Annotated in this window: 17 protein-coding genes; 13 read left to right on the top strand and 4 right to left on the bottom strand. The window is 69.4% G+C overall.

The genetic code is table 11. From position 1 onward, the window contains the following. Window positions 1-242 precede the first annotated feature (242 nt). Both FB381_RS23520 and FB381_RS23515 read left to right on the top strand, forming a co-directional pair. Window positions 243-1,757, top strand: coding sequence for a flavin-containing monooxygenase (locus FB381_RS23520; protein ID WP_141782483.1), 1,515 nt, complete (start codon window positions 243-245; stop codon window positions 1,755-1,757). Window positions 1,758-1,840: 83 nt separating this feature from the next. Next, window positions 1,841-2,509 (top strand): TetR/AcrR family transcriptional regulator, encoded by a 669-nt coding sequence (locus tag FB381_RS23515; protein WP_141782482.1) that lies wholly within the window; start codon window positions 1,841-1,843, stop codon window positions 2,507-2,509. 32 nt (window positions 2,510-2,541) lie between these two features. On the opposite strand, the gene FB381_RS23510 is transcribed toward FB381_RS23515, so the two are convergent. Continuing rightward, on the bottom strand, window positions 2,542-3,474 hold the full coding sequence (locus FB381_RS23510) for a LysR family transcriptional regulator (RefSeq protein WP_141782481.1): 933 nt from the start codon (window positions 3,472-3,474) through the stop codon (window positions 2,542-2,544). An 81-nt stretch (window positions 3,475-3,555) separates the two neighbouring features. Here FB381_RS23510 and FB381_RS23505 point away from each other — a divergent pair, with 81 nt between their 5' ends. Both FB381_RS23505 and FB381_RS23500 read left to right on the top strand, forming a co-directional pair. Then, window positions 3,556-6,969 (top strand): bifunctional proline dehydrogenase/L-glutamate gamma-semialdehyde dehydrogenase, encoded by a 3,414-nt coding sequence (locus FB381_RS23505; RefSeq protein ID WP_141782480.1) that lies wholly within the window; start codon window positions 3,556-3,558, stop codon window positions 6,967-6,969. A gap of 198 nt (window positions 6,970-7,167) precedes the next feature. After that, entirely contained in the window at window positions 7,168-7,620 is a 453-nt protein-coding gene (locus FB381_RS23500) for a DoxX family protein (RefSeq protein ID WP_141782479.1), read from the top strand. Here FB381_RS23500 and FB381_RS23495 read toward each other — a convergent pair. Next, window positions 7,547-9,166 (bottom strand): amidohydrolase family protein, encoded by a 1,620-nt coding sequence (locus tag FB381_RS23495; protein ID WP_141782478.1) that lies wholly within the window; start codon window positions 9,164-9,166, stop codon window positions 7,547-7,549. The two genes, FB381_RS23500 and FB381_RS23495, sit on opposite strands and share 74 nt — an antisense overlap. Before the next feature lie 106 nt (window positions 9,167-9,272). On the opposite strand from FB381_RS23495, the gene proC reads away from it, so the two are divergent. Then, on the top strand, window positions 9,273-10,061 hold the full coding sequence (gene proC, locus FB381_RS23490; protein ID WP_141782477.1) for a pyrroline-5-carboxylate reductase: 789 nt from the start codon (window positions 9,273-9,275) through the stop codon (window positions 10,059-10,061). 90 nt (window positions 10,062-10,151) lie between these two features. On the opposite strand, the gene FB381_RS23485 is transcribed toward proC, so the two are convergent. Both FB381_RS23485 and FB381_RS23480 read right to left on the bottom strand, forming a co-directional pair. Continuing rightward, the gene (locus FB381_RS23485) at window positions 10,152-10,547 is read right to left on the bottom strand and encodes a VOC family protein (RefSeq protein WP_246088339.1); all 396 of its coding nucleotides are present in this window, start codon (window positions 10,545-10,547) and stop codon (window positions 10,152-10,154) included. 126 nt (window positions 10,548-10,673) lie between these two features. Continuing rightward, window positions 10,674-11,822 carry an acyl-CoA dehydrogenase family protein gene (locus FB381_RS23480; RefSeq protein ID WP_141782475.1) on the bottom strand — a complete coding sequence of 383 codons (1,149 nt, stop codon included), beginning with the start codon at window positions 11,820-11,822 and terminating at the stop codon, window positions 10,674-10,676. Window positions 11,823-11,942: 120 nt separating this feature from the next. Here FB381_RS23480 and FB381_RS23475 point away from each other — a divergent pair, with 120 nt between their 5' ends. The 8 genes from FB381_RS23475 to FB381_RS23445 all read left to right on the top strand — a co-directional run bounded on the left by FB381_RS23475 (window position 11,943) and on the right by FB381_RS23445 (window position 20,919). After that, the gene (locus FB381_RS23475; protein WP_141782474.1) at window positions 11,943-12,536 is read left to right on the top strand and encodes a MerR family transcriptional regulator; all 594 of its coding nucleotides are present in this window, start codon (window positions 11,943-11,945) and stop codon (window positions 12,534-12,536) included. A gap of 54 nt (window positions 12,537-12,590) precedes the next feature. Continuing rightward, window positions 12,591-13,802 carry an acetyl-CoA C-acetyltransferase gene (locus FB381_RS23470; RefSeq protein ID WP_141782473.1) on the top strand — a complete coding sequence of 404 codons (1,212 nt, stop codon included), beginning with the start codon at window positions 12,591-12,593 and terminating at the stop codon, window positions 13,800-13,802. Window positions 13,803-13,820: 18 nt separating this feature from the next. After that, window positions 13,821-15,992, top strand: coding sequence for a 3-hydroxyacyl-CoA dehydrogenase NAD-binding domain-containing protein (locus FB381_RS23465; protein WP_141782472.1), 2,172 nt, complete (start codon window positions 13,821-13,823; stop codon window positions 15,990-15,992). A gap of 141 nt (window positions 15,993-16,133) precedes the next feature. Next, window positions 16,134-16,658 carry an SPFH domain-containing protein gene (locus tag FB381_RS23460; protein ID WP_141782471.1) on the top strand — a complete coding sequence of 175 codons (525 nt, stop codon included), beginning with the start codon at window positions 16,134-16,136 and terminating at the stop codon, window positions 16,656-16,658. 176 nt (window positions 16,659-16,834) lie between these two features. Further along, window positions 16,835-17,401, top strand: coding sequence for a PadR family transcriptional regulator (locus FB381_RS23455; RefSeq protein WP_141782470.1), 567 nt, complete (start codon window positions 16,835-16,837; stop codon window positions 17,399-17,401). Next, a complete protein-coding gene (locus FB381_RS24005) occupies window positions 17,398-17,547 on the top strand; it encodes a hypothetical protein (protein ID WP_170225286.1) in 150 nt (49 codons plus the stop codon). The genes FB381_RS23455 and FB381_RS24005 overlap by 4 nt, the downstream gene beginning before the upstream one ends. Beyond that, a complete protein-coding gene (locus FB381_RS23450; protein WP_141782469.1) occupies window positions 17,540-18,262 on the top strand; it encodes an ABC transporter ATP-binding protein in 723 nt (240 codons plus the stop codon). The genes FB381_RS24005 and FB381_RS23450 overlap by 8 nt, the downstream gene beginning before the upstream one ends. Next, entirely contained in the window at window positions 18,259-20,919 is a 2,661-nt protein-coding gene (locus FB381_RS23445; protein WP_141782468.1) for an ABC transporter permease, read from the top strand. The genes FB381_RS23450 and FB381_RS23445 overlap by 4 nt, the downstream gene beginning before the upstream one ends. Window positions 20,920-21,006 lie beyond the last annotated feature (87 nt).

The raw sequence follows: 21,006 nt of genomic DNA, 5'->3' as shown, positions 1-21,006 counted from the left end.
TTGCGATCGGGTTCGTGGCGCAGCCCCGGCCATCGAAAGCGACAGGTGTCAGACCTCGGATCGCCGTGGACGCGTGCCGCCCCCCACGGCTGCCGACGGCAGCGTAGTGACCCGCGGGTACGCCTGGAAGGGAAAATCGGCGATGTTGCCGGTCCGTTCCTCAGCGGTAGGAATCTGCTGTGCTTGCAAAAGTTAGTGGGACAGGGTGTCGCAATGACCCTGGTTCCGGCTAGCCTGGCGATATGCATGTCGACGTACTCATCATCGGTGCCGGCGTCTCCGGCATCGGCGCCGCCGCCCAGCTCCGCGAGCGCCTGCCCGGAAAGACGCTCGCGATCCTGGAGCAGCGCGAGGCCAGCGGTGGCACCTGGGACCTGTTCCGCTACCCCGGGATCCGGTCCGACTCCGACATGTTCACCTTCGCCTTCCGCTGGCGCCCGTGGGAGAGCTCCCAGGCGCTCGCCGACGGTCACCAGATCCGTGACTACCTGCGTCAGACGGCGAAGGACTACGGCATCGACAAGCTGATCCGCTACGGCCACAAGGTCGACGGCGCCGCGTGGAGCTCCGCCGACAAGCAGTGGACGGTCTCGGTCGAGACGCCCGACGGTCCGGACGAGATCACGGCCGGCTTCGTGTGGAACTGCACGGGCTACTACGACTACGAGGGCGGCTACCAGCCCGAGTTCGCCGGCCTGGACGACTTCGAAGGCACCTTCGTCCACCCCCAGCACTGGCCCGAGGAGCTCGACTACGCGGGCAAGAAGGTCGTCATCATCGGCTCCGGCGCGACCGCCGTCACCCTGCTGCCCAACCTGGCCGGCAAGGGCGACGACAGGGCCGAGAAGGTCACGATGCTGCAGCGCACCCCGACGTACATCCTCTCCCGTCCGGGCCAGGACGCCATCGCCGCGCTGCTGAAGTCGGCGCCGTTCAGCCTGCTCGACAAGCTCCCCTTCAAGCGCGTGCGCGAGAAGGTCGGCCACGAGGCGGTCCGCTGGGAGAACATCGGCCTCACGGTCGGCACCTACCTGCTGGCCCGCAAGGCGCCGAATGTCGTCAAGAAGGCGATCCGCGACCAGTGGATCAGCGGTCTCTCCGCCCGAGGCGGCCGACCCGGCATGACGAAGGACGAGGCGGTGGCCTACGTCGACACCCACTTCAACCCGCCTTATGACCCGTGGGACCAGCGCATCTGCTTCGTGCCCGACGGCGACATGATGAAGTCGATCCGCGAGGGCTACGCCGCGGTGGTGACCGACCGGATCAAGACGTTCGTGCCGAAGGGCGTCGAGCTCGAGTCCGGCGAGACGCTCGAGGCCGACGTCGTCATCTCCGCGACCGGGCTCAACCTCAAGCTCTTCGGTGGCATCGACTACTCGGTCGACGGTGAGGCGATCAGCCTGCCCGAGCAGATGGCCTACAAGGGCCTGATGATCACCGAGATGCCCAACTTCGCCTACACGATCGGCTACACCAACGCCTCGTGGACGCTGAAGGCCGACCTGGTCACCGACTACGTGATCCGGCTGCTCGACTTCATGGAGGAGAACGGCTACGACGTCGCCTCGGTGACCCGGGACCCGAGCGTCGAGGAGCGACCGTTCATGGATCTCGCCTCCGGCTACATCCAGCGCTCGCTGGACCAGATGCCGAAGGCCGGCGACCGGGCGCCCTGGGCGGCGAAACAGAACTATCTCGTCGACATGAGGGCGCTCGGGGCGCAGGTCGCCGACGGTGTGATCCGCTTCGGCTGAGGTCATCGCGCCGCGTCGTTGCGGTAAGTGCGACACCGGTTCCATGACCGGCGTGAAGTACGTGGGACTACGATGGTCCCACTATGGATGGCCGGGCGGTGCGCTGGAAGCGGCACAACGATGACCGACGCAAGCGCATCGTCGACGCTGCGATCGGCCTGATCGAGGTCGAGGGCGCCAGCATCAGCCTGCAGTCGATCGGAGAGGCCGCCGGGCTCTCCCGCTCGGTCGTCTACCGTCACTTCGCCGACCGCCGCGAGCTCGACCTGGCCATCCAGGCCGACATCCTCGCCGGGCTGTGGGCCAGGCTGCTGCCGGCGATGGAGCTGACCGGCTCGATGCGGCAGATCATCGCCCGCACCGTCGGCGCCTACGTCAACTGGGCGCTCGAGCACCCGCTCCTGCACAAGGTGGCCGACGTCGACACCGCACCCAACGGCAGCGGACCTCTCCAGCAGGGCCTCGACCGGATCGCCGTGCGGATCAGGGAGCTCATCCTGACCGCCTTCGAGCTGGCCCAGGTGGAGGTCTCCGAGGTCGACAAGAAGGCGATCGACCCGCTCATCTACGGCCTGATCGGGATGGTCTTCGGTGCCGTACGCCGCTGGGTGCACCTCGACGAGCGCATCCCCGACGCCAAGCACCTCACCGACGTCGTCACCGAGTGCATCCTGGCCATGATCGACACCCGCACCGTGGCGTACGGGCTCACGGTCGACCACGACCAGCCGCTCGAAGAGCTCTTCGGCTGATCCGTCAGCCGGGCAGGCTCAGCCGGGCAGGCTCAGCCGGGCAGGGTCAGGTCGGGCAGGGTCAGGTCGGGCGGTACGACGCGGGCCAGTGCCGCGCGGCACGCGATGATCCCCGGATCCTCGGCGATGGTGGTGCGGGTGGCAGTGAAGACCGTGCGCCGAGGCGACGCCGGCAGCTCGATGAGCCGCACGGCCGTGCGGTGGCGCACGCGCATGAGGTCGGAGAGCAGGGCGACGGCGTTGCCGGACTCGACCAGCGCGACATGGGCCTCGACGTCGTCGGTCTCGTAGCGCACCTCGGGCTCGAATCCCGCCCGGCGGCACTGCTCCTCGATCCAGTGACGCGACGCCGTGCCCGGCGGCTCCATCGCCCACGGCACGCGGCCGGCATCGGCGAGAGAGGTGATGGCGTCCCAGGCCGGCCCCGATCCCGCGGGCGGCACGGCGAGCCTGAGCCGGTCGGTGGTGAGCGGCTGCCGGTCGACACCCTCGAAGTGAGGAGCGCCGTGGTCGGGGTAGAACTCGGCGACCACCAGGTCGAGCTCGCGCATGGCGAGGTCGTTGAGCGCCTGCTCGGGTGCGCGCTGGGAGAGCATGACCCGCAGCCGCGGATGGCGGCGGGTCAGGTCGGCGAGGGCCTGCGGCATGTAGGCGAGCGCGACGGACTGGAAGACGGCGACCCGCACGGTGCCGGCGGTCTCGTCGCCGAGCGCGGTGACCGCGGCCTCGGCCGCCTCGAGCCGGGCCAGGATCTCGGTGGTGTGCTCGACGAGCACCTCGGCCGCAGCGGTGAGCTGCACCCGTCGCCCGGTCTTGCGCAGCAACGGCACCCCGACCTCCTTCTCGAGCTGGCCGAGCTGCTGGGAGACCGACGACGGGCTCTGGTGGAGCGCCTCGGCGACCTCGGCGAGGGTGCCGCGGGCGGCGAGCTCCGCGAGCAGTCGGAGGCGGCGTACGTCGAGCATCTAAACGTTCATCTCTGCTTATGAATCATCCTCAGGAAACATCGCTTTATCTTACGTGATACAGGTCGCATACTCGGGAGCATGACCACCTCTGACGCGCTCATCGACGAGGTCGACCACCTCGTGCGCAGCTGGCTGGAGACGGCTTCGACCAAGCCGGCCGATCCCGCCGCTCAGCGCCTCGCCGACGTTCTCAAAGATCCCGCCGGCCTCGGCTTCACCGTCGGCTTCGTCGACCGCGTGATCCGCCCCGAGGATCCCCGTGCCGCGGCGGCCGCGCTCCAGGATCTCGCCCGCAACACCCCCGGCTTCCTGCCGTGGCACCTCCGCCTCGGCCTCAAGCTGGGCGCGCTGGTCTCGATGGTCGCGCCGGGCTTCGTCATCCCCGTGGTGCGTCGCGCGCTGCGCGAGATGGTCGGTCACCTGCTCATCGACGCCACCGACCGCAAGCTCGGCCGGGCCGTCGAGAAGCTCCGGGCGCGCGGGGTCGACCTCAACATCAACCTCCTCGGCGAGGCCGTGCTGGGGCAGAAGGAGGCCGACCACCGTCTGGCCGGCATCCGCAAGCTGCTCGAGCGTGACGACGTCGACTACGTCTCGGTGAAGGTCTCCTCGCCGGTCGCACCGCACTCGGCGTGGGCCTACGACGAGGCGGTCGCCCACGTCGTCGAGCGGCTGCTCCCGCTCTACCGTTATGCGGCGAAGTCGTCGGCCGCCGGGTCGAAGAAGTTCATCAACCTCGACATGGAGGAGTATCGCGACCTCGACATGACGATCGACGTCTTCACGCGGCTCCTCGACCTGCCCGAGCTGGCCGACCTGGAGGCCGGCATCGTGCTGCAGGCCTACCTGCCAGACGCGATGAGCGCGATGATGCGGCTTCAGGAGTGGTCGGCCGCGCGACGTGCGCGAGGCGGCGCGGCGATCAAGGTGCGCCTGGTCAAGGGCGCCAACCTGCCGATGGAGCAGGTCGAGGCCTCGCTGCACGGCTGGCCGGTCGCCACGTGGTCGACCAAGCAGGACTCCGACACCAACTACAAGCGGGTGCTCTCCTGGGCGCTGACGCCCGAGCGGATGGACAACGTGCGGCTCGGCGTCGCCGGCCACAACCTCTTCGACGTGGCGTACGCCTGGATCCTCGCGGGTCAGCGCGGTGTTCGTGACTCGGTCGAGTTCGAGATGCTGCTGGGTATGGCCGAGGGCCAGGCCGAGGCCGTGCGCGAGACCGTCGGCAGCCTGCTGCTCTACGTGCCGGTCGTGCACCCGAAGGCCTTCGACGTCGCGATCTCCTATCTCGTGCGTCGTCTCGAGGAGGGCGCGAGCACCGACAACTTCATGTCGGCCGTCTTCGACCTCAACACCTCCGAGACGCTCTTCGAGCGCGAGAAGACCCGTTTCGTACGCTCCCTGGCGGCCGTCGACTCCTCGGTGCCCGAGCCGAATCGCACCCAGGACCGGCGACAGCCCGTCAGCGACGAGGTGCTCGTCGATTTCGACAACACCCCCGACACCGACCCCCACCTGCCGGGCAACCGCGCGTGGGGCAAGGCGATCACCGCGCGGGTGGCGTCCTCGACGTTGGGTGACCAGCTCGTCGCCGACCACACGCTGACCTCGGTGGACGCCGTCGAGTCGGTGCTCGAGGGTGCCGTCGGCGCGCAGGCCGACTGGGCGAGCAAGACCGGTGCCGAGCGGGGCGCCGTGCTGCGGGCCGCCGCGGTCGAGGTCGAGCACCGCCGGGCCGAGTGGCTCGAGGTCGCAGCCTCGGAGTGCGGCAAGACGCTCGACCAGGGCGACCCCGAGGTCTCCGAGGCGATCGACTTCCTCAACTACTACGCGAGCCTGGCCGAGGAGCTCGACGAGGTCGACGGCGCGCGTCACCGGCCGGTGCGGCTCACGCTGGTCACACCGCCGTGGAACTTCCCGCTCGCCATCCCGACCGGTGGCGTCGCCGCGGGGCTCGCGGCCGGGTCGGCCGTCGTGATCAAGCCGGCCCCGCAGGCTCAGCGCTGCGGCTCGGTGCTGGTCGAGACCCTGTGGGCTGCCGGTGTGCCGAAGGAGGTGCTGCGCCTCGTGCACGTGCCCGAGAACGAGGTCGGTCGCGCGCTGATCGCGTCGCCGCTGGTCGACCGGCTCGTGCTGACCGGTGCGTTCGAGACCGCCGAGCTCTTCCGTACGTTCCGTCCCGACGTGCCGCTGCTGGCCGAGACGTCGGGCAAGAACTCGCTCATCGTGACTCCCGACGCCGACCTCGACCTGGCGGTCAAGGACCTCGTCTACTCCGCCTTCGGTCACGCCGGGCAGAAGTGCTCCGCGGCGTCGCTGGGCATCCTGGTCGGCTCCGTCGCCAACTCGCGGCGCTTCCGCGACCAGCTGATCGACGCGGTCACCTCGCTCCAGGTCGGCTACCCGACCGATGCGACCGTGCAGGTCGGACCGGTCATCGAGCCCGCCTCCGGCAAGCTGCTGAAGGCGCTCACCGCGCTCGCTCCCGGCGAGTCGTGGCTGGTGAAGCCGCGTCAGCTCGACGACACCGGCAAGCTCTGGTCGCCGGGTGTGAAGACCGGGGTCGAGCGCGGCTCCGAGTTCCACCTGACCGAATACTTCGGCCCGGTGCTCGGTCTCGTCTCCGCCGACTCGCTGGAGGAGGCCATCGAGATCCAGAACCAGGTCGACTACGGCCTCACCGCCGGCATCCACACCCTCGACCGGAGCGAGATCTCGTCGTGGCTCTCCTCGGTCGAGGCGGGCAACGCCTACGTCAACCGCGGCATCACCGGTGCGATCGTGCGCCGCCAGCCCTTCGGCGGTTGGAAGAAATCGGCCGTCGGGGCGGGCACCAAGGCCGGCGGCCCCAACTACCTGGTCGGGCTCAGCGACTGGGTCTCGGCGCCCGCCGCCGAGCTCGCCGCGCCGTCGGCAGCCGTCCAGGCTCTCGTCGACCGCGCCCAGGACCTGCAGCTCGACGACATGGAGATGCTCGAGCGCGGCACCGGCTCCGACGCGGCCGTGTGGGCGCGTGAGTTCGGCACCGCCCGCGACGTCTCCGGACTGATCGCCGAGGTCAACGTGCTGCGCTACTCCACGGTGCCGGTCACGATCCGCTACGAAGGCGGGCCGATCGCCCACCTGCTCCGGGTCGTTGCCGCGGGCGTCGCCGCGGAGGCTCCCGTGACGGTCTCCGTCGCGGCCGATCTCGACGACGGAGTCGTCGCGCTGGTGCGCGCCAGCGGCGCCACCTATGTGGTCGAGGATGCCGACGCGTGGACAGCGACGCTTGCGGGGGCCGATGCGCCCGGCCGCGTACGTCTCCTCGGTGGGTCGCGCGAGGTCTTCGCCGCCGCGAGCCGGGGCCGGGTCGACATCGCCCTCTACGCCCAGCCCGTGCTGGAGGCCGGCCGCGTCGAGCTGCTCACCTTCCTCCGCGAGCAGGCAGTCTCCGTCACCGCCCACCGCTTCGGATCGCCGACCCAGCTGGCCCAAGGCCTGTTCTGACCCCATCGCCGTCGAGTCGGCTCGTTCTGACACGAATAACTGTCGAGTCGGCTCGCTCTGACCGAAATCAGCGTCGAGTCGGCCCGTCCTGACACGAATGAGTGCCGAGTCGGCTCGTTAGAACGAGCCGACTCGGCGGGGGATCTGGTTAGGACGAGCCGACTCGGCGTACGGGCGGGGTGCTCCTACAGTGGAGCGATGATCTCGATCGCGCGCACTGTGGCGCGCCTCCTGCTGGGTGTGGCGATGACGGTCGTCGGGGTGGCGCACCTGACCACCCTGCGTCAGGAGTTCCGGGCGCAGGTGCCTGGCTGGTTCCCCATCGACGAGGATCTGACGGTGCTCGGCTCGGGTGTCGTCGAGATCGGGCTCGGGCTGGCGTTCCTCCTGCTGCCGGCCAAGCGCCGTCTCGTCGGGGCGCTGCTCGCCGCGTTCTTCGTGGCCGTCTTCCCCGGCAACATCGCGCAGTATGTCGAAGGCGTCGACGCGTTCGGTCTCGACACGGACAGCGCGCGGCTGGTCCGGCTGTTCTTCCAGCCCGTGCTCATCCTCTGGGCTTTGTTCGGGGGCGGGTGGTTCAGTCGGCCGCAGCCCGAGCCCCCGCCCACGTACGCAGGTAGGAATCGGGGCCGCGGACGAGGTCGTCGATGACGTCTTGGCCTCCGGTGAGGCGGAGGTCCTCGACGTAGTCGGGGACCATCCCGTAGTGGGCGACGCCGTCGGTGTTGTAGTCCCAGATGCGCTGGCCGGTGACCTGGCGGTCGATCATCGAGTCGCCGACGACGCTGCGGAAGGGGTAGGTGACCTGCGACTTCGCAGGACCCGGGGTGCCTCCGAAGCCGTTCATGTCGAAGCCGAACCCGATCCCGGCGCCGTGGCGGTCACGGATCGGCGCGGTCCGCGAGTACTCCTCCAGCAGCTGGTCGGTGTTGTGGCCGTAGATCGTGGAGAAGCCGCCGAGGGCGTAGAGCCGGTCGAGATAGCGCTCGTCCATCCAGGAGTGGCTGGCGAGCACGCCGGGGTAGTCGGCGGCCTCGAGGATGTCGAAGGCCTGGCCGGCGGCCTTGGCGCTCATGTGGTCGACCTCGACCATCATCCCGCGCTCGATCAGCCCGTTCAGGGCGTACTCACCCAGCGAGGTGAGGCCGTAGGGGTTGCAGACGGTGCCGGAGGGGTAGATCGGCGGCTGGGGGAGCCAGTCGAGCTCCTTCGGCCGCTCGACGAGACGCGGGTTGTTGTCGTGCGGCTGGCCGGGGTCGCAGGACTTCGGCGTCCAGAAGGTGCCGGTGGTGAGGAACTGACCGGCGTTGACCAGCAGCCCGGTGGTGCCCTTGTCGTAGCGCACCCCGCACAGCGCGTTGTCGAACTTGTGGCACAGGAACATCGAGGAGACGCCGAGCGACTTCAGCTCGTCGAGCCCCGCGTCGATGTTGGCGCGGGTGCAGGAGGGCAGGTGCAGCTTCTGGGAGCAGCCGAACGGCTCCGAGGTCTCCATGCCGAGCACGACGGCGAGCTTGCCGTCCTCGATCACCTCGCGTGCCTGCCCGGGGTCGGTGACGATCCGATACCAGCCCTTCCCCTCGCCGCCGTACTGCTCGTCGATGAAGGCCTGGGTGTCGTAGGCGTCCTGCGCCTGCTTGCGCACCGCGGTCATCTCGTCGCAGCTCTGGTTGGTGCCCGGGTTGATCTGGCACAACGCCTTGTTGCTGGTCAGCTGCACCACCAGCGTGCGCTGGCCGGCGCGCCAGGCGCGCTCGACCCAGCGGTAGTACATCTGCTGGTGGGTCAGCGAGTCGTGGGCCGGCCAGTCGGCGAACGAGGGCCAGCCGGTGGTGTCGTGGAAACCGAGCGGGCTGCCCGTGCGGGTGAGGTTCTCCAGCAGCGCCGTCTCACCGGCGATGCCGTGGGAGGGGCAGTCCTGCAGAGCGTCGGCGATGCCGGCCTCCGACCAGGCCTTCCCGCACACGGCCGCGCCGCCGATGCCGTCCTGCATGAACATGTGGCTGTGGGCGTCGATCAGCCCCTGCACGGTGCCGTCGGGTGCGGTGCCGGTGAACGGCTCTCCGGTGACGTTGACCTCCGACTCCGGGGTCGGCAGCCGGGGTTGGTCGCTCTCGGCCGAAGCCGGCGGCCCGGTCATCGCGAACGTCGCCGCGAGGGCGACCACAGCAAGCAGGGACGTACGACGGATGCGCATGTGGCCTCCCGATGACCAGCGACACTTACTGGGGCGGGTATCGAAACTAGCAGCGCCGGAGGCCGGCCGGGGCGGAATCGCGAGGGTGCTCTGAGAGACTGCGACCATGACGATCGCGATCATCGGTGCAGGCAACATGGGCGGGGCTGTCCTCGCCGGACTTCTCGAGGCCGGACACGCGCCCGAGAGCGTCATCGTCGTCGAGGCCCGCGAGGAGCAGGCGGCCGCGCTGCGCGAGAAGCACGGTATCCGTACGCTGCCCGCCGCCGAAGCCGTCGCGGAGTCCGACATCGTGGTGCTGGGCGTGAAGCCCTACGGCGTGGTGCCGGCGCTGGAGTCGATCGCGTCGTCGCTGCGCGAAGGGGCCACGGTGGTCTCGCTGGCCGCCGGCGTGCCGACCTCCGCGATGGAACCGGCCGTGCCCGAGGGCGTCTCGGTCGTGCGGGTCATGCCCAACACCCCGGCCCTGGTCGGCGAAGGCATGTCGGCGGTCGCGGGCGGCGCTTCGGCAACCCCCGAGTCGATCGCCGCGGCCGCTGAGCTGATGGAGGCGGTCGGCAAGGTCGTGACCGTGCCCGAGTCGCAGATCGACGCGGTCACCGCTGTGAGCGGGTCGGGCCCGGCGTACGTCTTCCTGATGGCGGAGGCCTGGATCGAGTCAGGCGTCCACCTGGGTCTGACCAGGGACGATGCGACCACGCTCGTCATCCAGACGCTCGCCGGATCTGCCGAGCTGCTCAAGAGCGGCACCCACCCGGCCATCCTCCGCGAGCAGGTCACGTCGCCCGGCGGCACCACCGCCGCCGCGCTGGGCGCGCTGGAGCAAAACGGCCTGCGGGCGGCCTTCCTCGAGGCCACCCGCGCCGCCTACGTACGCAGCCAGGAGCTCTCCTGACGAAAGTGGTCGATATGGGTCCTCGTCGGGTGTCGTGGCGGGCCGAAACGACCATTCCTCGGCTGATGCCGGTCTCCTGGATGCGTGAGGTCACGCTTCCGACGGCTGTGTTGGCTGCACAACCTGGATCAGATGTCCGTCAGGATCCTCGAGCCATGCGATGAGGAGGCGTCCGAGCCACGGTGAGGGCGCCTTCGCGGGCTTTGCCCCGAGTCGTTGAAGATGCTCGTAGGCCATCGATGTGTCGTCAGTCCACAAGATCACGGCTGCCCGCTGACCTGCGACGACCGGATCCATCTCATGGTCGTTTCGCGTCGACTCCTCGCTGGCCACACCGATGCGGTAGCCGTCGAGCTCGAGGTCGATATGTATGGGCGTCCCCTCTGTCGGGGTTCGGAAGAGCTCGCTGAATCCCGCGCTCTTGTAGAAGGTCGCAGCACGTTCGACATCGCTGCTGAACAGCACGATCTGCGGAGTCTTGAACATCGGCACGGTCCCATGCTCACAGACGTGATCGGCTCCCGTCGCGCGTCGACCAGGATCGCGTGTAGATGCGGAACAGCGGCGTCGGTCGAGCCGAAGCCCGTCCGACGCCGCTGCGTACGACCTTGGTCAGAGCCCCAGGTGGCGGCTGATGATCAGCTTCTGCACCTCGGTGGTGCCGCCGTAGATGGTCTGGATGCGGCTGTCGACGAAGGCCTTGGCGATCGGGTATTCCATCATGTAGCCGTAGCCGCCGTGGATCTGGACGCCCTGGTCGACGAACTTCTTCTGCAGCTCGGTGGTCCACCACTTCGCCATCGACGCGAGCACGGTGTCGGCGGTGCCGGCGTTGAGCTGGGTGACGGCGTCGTTGAGGAAGAGGCGGGCGAGGTAGGCCTCGGTGGCCATCTCGGCGAGCGTGAACGAGGTGTTCTGGAAGCGGCCGATGGGGCGGCCGAAGGCCTCTCGGGTGCGGGCGTAGTCGAGGGAGAGCTCGAGCACCTGCTCGACGGCGGCGACCGCGATCGAGGCGACCGAGATGCGCTCCTGCGGCAGCAGGGTCATCAGCGAGATGAAGCCGGAGCCCTCCTCGCCGAGGAGGTTCTCCTTCGGCACGACCACGTCGGTGAAGGAGAGCTCGGCGGTGTCCTGCGCCTTCATGCCGACCTTGTCGAGGTTGCGGCCGCGCTCGAAGCCCTCCATGCCGCGCTCGACGACGAGCAGCGAGATGCCGTGGGCGCCGGCGTCGGGGTTGGTCTTCGCGACCACGATCACCAGGTCGGCGTTGATGCCGTTGGAGATGAAGGTCTTCGAGCCGTTGAGGAGGTAGTGGTCGCCCTTGTCGACCGCGGTGGTGCGTACGCCCTGGAGGTCGGAGCCCGCGCCCGGCTCGGTCATCGCGACGGCGGTGATGATGTCGCCCGAGACGCAGCCCGGCAGCCAGCGCTGCTTCTGCTCGGGGGTGCCGAGGTGGGAGATGTAGGGGACGATGATGTCGGTGTGCACGAAGAAGCCGGGGCCGCTGGCGCCGATCTTCGCCATCTCCTCGTGGAGCACCGAGTTGAAGCGGAAGTCCTTGATGCCGGGGCCGCCGTACTCCTCGTCGACGTCGAAGCAGAGCAGCCCGGTGTCGCCGGCCTTCTTCCACAGCTCGCGCGGGACGATGCCTGCCTTCTCCCACTCGTCGTGGAACGGCACGACCTCCTTCTCGAAGAAGGCCTTCGCGGTGGAGCGGAAGTCCTCGTGCTCGGCTTCGTAGATGGTGGGCTTCTCGGGCATGACACTCCTTGGTAGACGGTCGAGCTGATCGTGCCCCACGCCTGTGACGCACGACACCGACGGAGCAACAGTGACAGTAACACTGGCAAAGTAGCAACCGTTGGTCTACGGTCCGTGGCTATGACCGAGACGACCGAAGAGCTGATGACGATCGATGAGCTGTCGTCCGCCACGGGGCTGTCGGTGCGCACCACGCGCTACTACGCGAGCCTCGGGCTGATCCCGCCGCCGGTACGCCGCGGCCGGGTCGCCCTCTACGGCCCCGACCACCGCGCCCGGCTCGACCTGGTCACCGCGCTGCAGGACCACGGGTTCACGCTCCAGGCGATCGAGCGTTATCTCGGCCGGCTGCCCGACGACGTCACCCGCGAGGATCTCGCGATGCAACGGGCGATGATCACCTCGTGGGCGGTCGAGCCGACGGAAGACATCCAGGCCAGGATCGGTCGGCAGCTGATCGAGCTCGGGCTGCCGCGCGACGCGCTGGCCGCGGCGTACGCCGCGACCTCGCGGCACATGGCCGGCCTCGCCGCCGAGCTGAACACCATCTTGCGCGACCAGGTCGTCGACCCGTTCAAGCGCACCCATCACAGCGCGGAGGAGGCCGAGCACCTCGAGGACGTGCTCCCGCGGCTGCGCCAGCTGACCACGGAGGCGATCGTGGTCAGCTTCCAGGACGCGGTGAATCGCACCATCTCGAGAAACCTCTCGTGAACCTTTCAGCCCAACCCTGTTGACGTTGACAGTTTTAGTGTCACAATCTCCTGCATGGCTGAAGCATTCATCTATGACCACCTGCGCACGCCGCGCGGGAAGGGTAAGAAGACCGGAGCGCTCCACGAGGTCAAGCCGATCGACCTGGTGGTCGGCCTGATCGACGAGGCGCGCAAGCGCAACCCCAACCTCCTCCCGGAGACCATCGACGACGTCGTGCTCGGCGTCGTCACGCCGGTCGGCGAGCAGGGCGGTGACATCGCCAAGACCGCTGCCATCAAGGCCGGCCTCCCCGAGACGACCGCCGGCGTGCAGCTCAACCGCTTCTGCGCCTCCGGGCTGGAGGCCGTGAACCAGGCCGCCTCGCGCGTGCGCGGCGGGTTCGAGGACCTCATCATCGCCGGCGGTGTCGAGTCGATGAGCAAGGCTCCGATGGGCAGCGACGGCGGCGCCTGGGCGCAGGACCCCGACACCGCGCTCAAGACCGGCTTCGTGCCGCAGGGCATCGGTGCCGACCTGATCGCGACCCTCGAGGGCTTCAGTCGCGCCGACGTCGACCGCTACGCCGCGCAGTCGCACGCCCGTGCGGCCGCGGCCTGGGAGAACGGCTACTTCAAGGACGCCGTGATCCCGGTCGTCGACCAGACCGGCCTGACCGTGCTCGACCGCGACGAGCTGATCCGCCCCGGCACCACCGCCGAGACGCTGGCCGGCCTCAAGCCGTCCTTCCTCCAGCAGGGCCAGGAGGCCGGTTTCGACGACGTCGCGCTGGCCAAGTACCACTGGGTCGAGAAGATCGACCACGTCCACCACGCCGGGAACTCGTCGGGCATCGTCGACGGCTCCGCGCTGATGCTGATCGGCTCCGAGGCCGCCGGCAAGGCCAACGGCCTCACCCCGCGGGCTCGGATCGTATCGGCCGCCGTCTCCGGCGCCGACCCGACGATCATGCTCACCGGCCCGGCGCCGGCCTCGCGCAAGGCGCTGGCCAAGGCCGGCCTGAGCGTCGAGGACATCGACCTGTTCGAGATCAACGAGGCGTTCGCCGCGGTCGCGATGCGGTTCATCAAGGACATGGGCATCGACGAGTCGATCACCAACGTCAACGGCGGCGCGATCGCCATGGGTCACCCGCTGGGCGCGACCGGTGCCATCATCCTCGGCACCCTGGTCGACGAGCTCGAGCGTCAGGGCAAGCAGCGCGGTCTCGCCACGCTGTGCGTCGGTGGCGGCATGGGCATCGCCACGATCGTCGAGCTGGTCTGAAAGGGAGTCTGAAGAGCAATGAGCGCAGTTCGTTATGACAAGGATGCCGACGGCATCGTCACGCTGACCCTGGACGACCCCAACCAGTCGGCCAACACCATGAACGACCTCTACAAGACCTCGATGGCCGAGGCCGTCGAGAAGCTGTACGCCGAAGCGGCCGCCGACGAGAACAGCGTCAGCGGCGTCGTCATCGCCTCGGCGAAGAAGACCTTCTTCGCCGGTGGCGACCTCAAGAAGATGATCCAGGTGCGTCCGGAGAACGCCGGTGAGGTGTTCGAGGAGGTCGAGGCGATCAAGGCGACCCTCCGCAAGCTGGAGACCTTCCCGAAGCCGGTCGTGGCCGCGATCAACGGCGCCGCCCTGGGCGGCGGGCTGGAGATCGCACTGGCCGCCCAGCACCGCATCGCGCTGGACGCCCGCTACGACATCGGCCTGCCCGAGGTCTCCCTCGGTCTGCTCCCCGGCGGCGGCGGAGTCACCCGCGTCGTACGCCTTCTGGGCATCATGACCGGCCTGATGGACGTGCTCGGTCAGGGCACGAAGTTCAAGCCCGCCGCCGCCCTCGAGAAGGGTCTGGTCCACGAGCTGGTCTCCTCCCCCGACGAGCTCGTGCCCGCCGCCAAGGCGTGGATCAAGGCCAACCCCGACGAGATCGCGCAGCCGTGGGACAAGCCGGGCTACAAGATGCCCGGTGGCAAGCCGACCTCGCCGGCTCTCGCGGGCTTCCTGCCCGCGTTCCCGCCGATCCTGCGCAAGCAGCTCAAGCAGTCCGACATGCGCGCGCCGAAGGCGATCCTCTCGGCCGCGGTCGAGGGCGCGATGGTCGACTTCGACACCGCCAGCCGGATCGAGTCGCGCTACCTCACCCAGCTGCTCGCGGGCCAGCAGTCGAAGAACATGATCCAGGCGTTCTTCTTCGACCTCGGTGCGATCGGCGCCGGCACGCTGCGTCCCGACGGCGTCGAGAAGTTCACGGCGACCAAGGTCGGCGTGCTCGGCGCCGGGATGATGGGGGCGGGCATCGCCTACTCCTTCGCGCGGGCCGGTGCGGAGGTTGTGCTCAAGGACGTCGCCATCGAGTCGGCCGAGAAGGGCAAGGCCTACACCGCCAAGCTCAACGAGAAGGCTGTCTCGCGCGGCAAGCTCACCCAGGACAAGGCCGACGAGATCCTCAACCGGATCACCGCGACGGTCGCCCCGGAGGACTTCGCCGGTGTCGACGTCGTCGTCGAGGCCGTCTTCGAGGACGTCTCGCTGAAGCAGAAGGTCTTCAGCGAGATCGCCCCGTTCGTCAACGACGACGCGGTGCTCTGCTCCAACACCTCGACGCTGCCGATCACCGAGCTCGCCAAGGGCATCGACCGCCCGGCCGACTTCATCGGCCTGCACTTCTTCAGCCCGGTCGACAAGATGCCGCTGGTCGAGATCATCAAGGGTGCCGAGACGAACGACGTGGCGCTGGCCAAGGCCTACGACATCGTCCAGCAGATCAAGAAGACCCCGATCGTCGTCAACGACAGCCGTGGCTTCTACACCTCGCGCGTCATCGGCACCCAGATCCAGGAGGGTCTCGAGCTGCTCGCCGAGGGTCTCGCGCCCTACTCGCTCGAGCGCGCCGCGACCCAGGCCGGCTTCCCGGTCGGGCCGCTGCAGATCGCCGACGAGCTCAACCACGAGCTCATGGTCAAGATCGGGCGTACGACGCGGGAGGCTGCCGGCATCGAGGAGCTGACCACCACGGAGAAGGTGCTCGGCAAGCTCATCGAGGTGGGTCGGTCCGGCAAGCTCAAGGGCGCCGGCTTCTACGACTACGTCGACGGCAAGCGCGGCTCGATCTGGTCGGGCCTCGGGGATGTCTTCCCGGTCGCCGAGAAGCAGATCCCGCTGCGCGACGCCGAGGAGCGGATGCTCTTCATCGAGGCCCTGGAGACCGCGAAGTGCTTCGAGGAGGGGGTCATCACCTCCGCCGCGCACGCCAACATCGGCTCCATCTTCGGCATCGGCTTCCCCGCCCAGACCGGTGGTGCGGCGCAGTTCATCACCGGCTACGAGGCGGCCGACGGCTCGATCGGCATCGACGCCTTCCTGGCTCGGGCCGACGAGCTGGCCGAGGCGTACGGCGATCGTTTCCGTCCCACGCAGTATCTCCGCGACCTCGCGGCGAAGGGTGAGGGCTTCCCCGCCTGACCTGCTGCAACGTGTGAACCGGCACGGCTTCTTCCGAGAGGCCGTGCCGGTTCTCTGTGTGTGGCCAGAGTGCGTGGCCAGAGCGTTAATGGGTGGAGGCACCCATTCGGAATCGGCCGCGAAACCGGAAGACTCGAAGCCATGAGGGAGACGGTGACGATTCTGGTGATCGCGGTGATCGCGGTCGCGCTGGTGGTGGCCTCGCTGCTGCGGCGGGCGGGACGCGGTCAATGCCTGGTCGTGACCCGCCACCGGCGGATCGTACGCATCGCCTCGGGGTCGACGACGGTGGCGATCCCCGGTTTCCACGAGGTGCTCGAGTGGCCGACGGGGCCGACCGAGATCGCGATCGTGGTGCGCACCCGGACCGCCGACGAGCAGGAGGTGCGGGTGCTCGCCACCGTCTCCGCCGTCGTCGACGCGCCCCGCATCGGCACGGCCTACGTCGACCCGCGGGGCGTGCTCCACTCGGCGCTGGAGCGCAAGGTCGCCGAGACGGTCCACGCCCTCCCCGCGGAGCAGCTCGTCGACGAGCGCGGTGGGCTCGAGACGGCCATCCATGGCCTCCGCCTCAACGGCCTGGCCAGCGGCGTCGTGACCGACGTGGACATCGACGAGGTCGATCTCCTGCTCCACCCCGGCCGCCCCGGTCACGACGAAACCTGACCCCACACGTCGAAGCGTCACTTCTGCAGGTCGAGTCGGCACGCTGGTGCCGACTCGACCTGCACGAGTGACGCTTCGACCTGCAGGAGTGACCTCTCGGCTGGGCGGTGCTGCCTTGCGTTCGGATGCATACCGGGTATATACATACTCAGTATGCAAGCGAAGGAGGTGGCTGGATGTCGGTGAAGCATGCGTTGCTGGCGCTGCTCGAAGATGCGCCGCGCTATGGCTATGAGCTGCGCGCGGAGTTCGAGGAGCGCACCGGTGCGAGCTGGCCGCTGAACGTCGGGCAGGTCTATACGACCCTGTCGCGGCTGGAGCGGGACGGGCTCGTCGAAGCGGGAGGGACCGACGCGGAGGGGCGGTCGCTCTATCAGCTGACGGAGGCCGGGACGGTCGAGGTCAAGGGATGGTTCGACACCCCCGTGGAGCGTACGCAGGCGCAGCGCGACGAGCTCGCGATCAAGCTCGCCGTGGCGGTCGCGGTGCCGAGCGTCGACGTGGGCAAGGTCGTGCAGCAGCAGCGCAGCGCCACGATGCGGGCGCTGCAGGGCTATCGCCGCCAGGCACGCTCCGGTGTCGCCGACGACCTCGCCGCCGGACTGGTCCTCGACCGTCTCGTCTTCGCGGCCGAGGCCGAGATCCGCTGGCTCGACCACTGTGAGTCCCGGCTCCGCCGGGCCGCTGCCCAGGCGTCGACCCAGGGCACAGCACCCGAACCCGCTGAGGGGGAGCGTCGATGAACGACACCCTCGCCCGCGACCTCCGGCGCATCAGTCACGACGGCGACCGCTGGCTCGCCGATGCGCGCGAACGGCTGAGTCGCCGCGCCCATGCAACGCCGGCCACCCCGGCACCCACTCGAACCAAGGAGTCCACCGATGAGTGAACCCGTCCTCCGGCTCACCGACGTGAGCCGCGTCCATGGCACCGGCGCCGCCGAAGTCCACGCCCTGCGGGGCGTCAGCATCGAGGCGTACGCAGGTGAGTTGGTCGCCATCATGGGACCCAGCGGATCCGGCAAGTCGTCGATGCTGACCATCGCCGGTGGTCTCGACTCGCCGACGTCGGGTGCCGTCGAGGTCGACGGCCACGATCTCGGCCGGGCCGGGATCAGCGGGCGCGCGCAGCTGCGGCGTACGTCGATCGGCTATGTCTTCCAGGAGTTCAACCTGATCCCGGCGCTCACCGCAGCGGAGAACGTCGCCCTGCCGCTGGAGCTCGACGGCGCCGGGCGCCGCGCCGCACGGGATGCGGCGAAGGCCGCGCTCGACGAGGTCGGGCTGGGCGGTTTCGCCGATCGCTTCCCCGACGAGCTCTCCGGCGGCCAGCGGCAGCGGATCGCGATCGCTCGTGCGATCGTCGGCGAGCGCCGGCTGATCCTTGCTGACGAGCCGACCGGCGCGCTCGACACCGAGACCGGTGAGGACATCCTCAAGCTGATCCGCGCGCGGTGCGACGCGGGCGCCGCCGGCGTGCTCGTCACCCACGAGCCGCGCTACGCCAGCTGGGCCGACCGGGTGATCTACGTGCGCGACGGCCTCGTGGTCGACGAGGCGGGCGAGACGCCGGGCACCGGTCTCGGTGACGAGGTGGAGGCGTGATCGGCGCGGGCGGCTGGCGGCTCGCGCTCCGGATCGGCCGGCGCGAGGCCTGGCGGGCGAAGTGGCGCAGCCTGCTCATCGTCGCGATGATCGCGCTGCCGGTGGCGGGTGTCACCGCGGTCGCGGTGACCTACAAGACCTACGACGTCAACACCGCCGAAGGGCTCGACCGCCGGCTCGGCACCGAGGCCGCGGCGCGGGTCGAGGTGCAGAGCCCTGGAGCCGTCCGGCAGGGGATCGACCCCGAGAAGGCCGCCTCATGGCTCGAACCGGACTCCGCGGACAAGCCGTTGGACGAGGCCGGTCTTCGTGCCGCCGTCGGCGACCGTCCGGTGCTCGAGGCCGACGACTACGGGCTCGACGTACGCACCGACAAGGGCGCCACCGGGGCCACCGGGCTCCGGACGGACCTGACGGATCCGCTCGCCGCCGGGCTCGTCCGGTTGACCGACGGCCGCCTTCCGCAGGCATCGGACGAGGTCGTCGTGAATGCCGCTCTCGCTGCCCGCGGGCCGAGCATCGGCGACGAGCTCGAGATCCGCACCGGGGAGTCCCGCGAGGTGCGCAAGGTCGTGGGGATCGCCGAGTCGACGACCGTACGCAACGACGCGTTCGTCGCCGGAGCGGGCCTCCCGCGAGGGGAGTCTGCGATCCCTGCCTGGCTCGTCGGTGGTGGAGCGTTCACCTGGGCCGACGTCGAGAAGCTGAACGCGAGCGGTGCCTTCGTGCTCTCGCGCTCGGTCGTGCAGAACCCGCCGGCCGCCGCGCGAGCGGCCGACCGCGAGCTTCAGCCGCGGATGGAGGCCCCCGACCCCGCCGACGCGGTCGTCGTCGTGCTGATCGTGGTCATGGCGCTGCTCGAGGTGGTGTTGCTGGCCGGTCCGGCGTTCGCGGTGGCCGCCCGGAGGCAGGCTCGCGACCTCGCTCTGATCGCCGCATCCGGAGGAACTGCCCACCAGTCTCGTCGCGTCGTGCTCGGCTCGGCGGTCGTCATCGGTGCCGTGGCCGCCGCTGCGGGTGCGTTGCTGGGGGTCGGGGTCGCTCGACTGCTCCAGCCGCTCGCCCAAGATCAGGTCTCGGCATGGTTCGGGCCGTTCGAGGTGCCGTGGCTGCAGGTGCTGGCGGTCGCCTGCACCGGGTTCGCGGCAGCGATCTGTGCCGCGCTCGTGCCGGCCTGGGTCGCGTCGCGGCAGAACGCGGTCGGCGTCCTGTCGGGCCGCCGCTCGGCGAGCCGGCCTTCGCGGCGCTCGCCGGTCATCGGCGTCGTGCTGCTCGCCGCCGGTGTCGCCTCGGCCGCCTTCGGCACCCAGAACGCGTTCAGCGGCCTCCCGATCGCCCTCGGTGTGCTGCTCTGCGTCACCGGGCTGCTGTTCATCCTGCCGGTCCTGATCTCGGTGGCCGCCCGGCTCAGCGCACGGATGCCGTTGGTGGTGCGATTCGCCACCCGCGACGCGGATCGGCATCGCACACGGACGGTGCCGGCGGTCGGGGCCATCGCGGTCACCGTGGTCGGTGTGATCACGCTCGGGATCGCGTTCGGCAGCGACGAGGAGCAGAACCAGAAGACCTACCAACCTTCGATCGCGATCGGCGATGCGGTGGTGCAGCCGAGGTTCGGCGGTGCCGAAGCGGGTGATGCCCCGTCGGCAGCGCGCTGGGAGACCACGAGGGCGCAGGTCGAGAAGGCGGTGCCGGGGTCGACCGTCACGCCCATGTCGGGTGCCGTGTTCGGAGAGGACGGCTCCTACTTCTCCGTCGAGACCGCCGATCGCGGCCAGGTCGCGCTCGACAACGGCGGCGGGTTCGGCGAGCTCACCGTCGTCGGCGACGACGGGAAGCTCCCGCCGGCCGTGACCCGGTCGCTCGTGGGTGTCGATGTCGACGCCGCCGAGAAGACGCTGCGCTCCTCCGGGGTCGTCGTGTTCACCACCGACGACTCGCTGGTGACCTCGCGATCAGCACGCCTGGTGGTCCGGGAGTTCTCCGAGGAGGACGATCAGGAGCACGAGCGCGTGGGGATCGAGGCGCCCGCGACCTATGTCGACGTCGGCGATCGGGTCGCTCCGTCTTATGCGGTGGTCACCGAGGCGACGGCGAGACGTCTCGGCGCAGACCCGCAGGTCATCGGTCTCTACGTCGAGGATGCGCGGATCAGCGCTGCCGCGGAGACCGACCTCGACGAGGCGCTCGCCGCCGGAGACATCTCCTCGACGCTCGAGGTCGAGCGTGGGTTCCAGAGCGACGACTACACGGTGATCGTGTGGCTGCTCCTGGTCACGCTGGGTGCCGTGCTGATGATCGGCGGTGCACTGACAGCGACGCATCTCGCGCTCAACGACGCCCGCCCGGATCTGGCGACCCTGTCGGCCGTCGGAGCCAGGACGCGTACGCGGCGGGGAGTCGCAGCGGCGTACGCGATCGTCGTGACGCTCCTCGGTGCGGTCCCGGGCGCGATCATCGGGCTCGTCCCCGGGATCGCGGTGACCTATCCGCTCACCGCCGAGGGGTGGCCGGCCCGTGACGACGTCGCCTCCCACTATCTGGTGATCCCGTGGGGGCTGATCGGGCTCATCGTGGTCGGTCTCCCGCTGCTGGCTGCGCTGATCGTCGTGGCCACCACCCGCAGCCGGCTGCCCATGGTCGCCCGCGTCGAATAAACCTCCGCCGAGAGGTCACGTCTGCAGGTCGAAGCGTCACGTCTGCGGGTCGAGTTGGCACCAGCGTGCCAACTCGACCTGCACGAG

The organism is Nocardioides albertanoniae (assembly GCF_006716315.1).
In the GTDB taxonomy this organism is placed as follows: Bacteria; Actinomycetota; Actinomycetes; order Propionibacteriales; family Nocardioidaceae; genus Nocardioides; species Nocardioides albertanoniae.
This window is presented reverse-complemented; position numbering and strand designations above follow the sequence as displayed.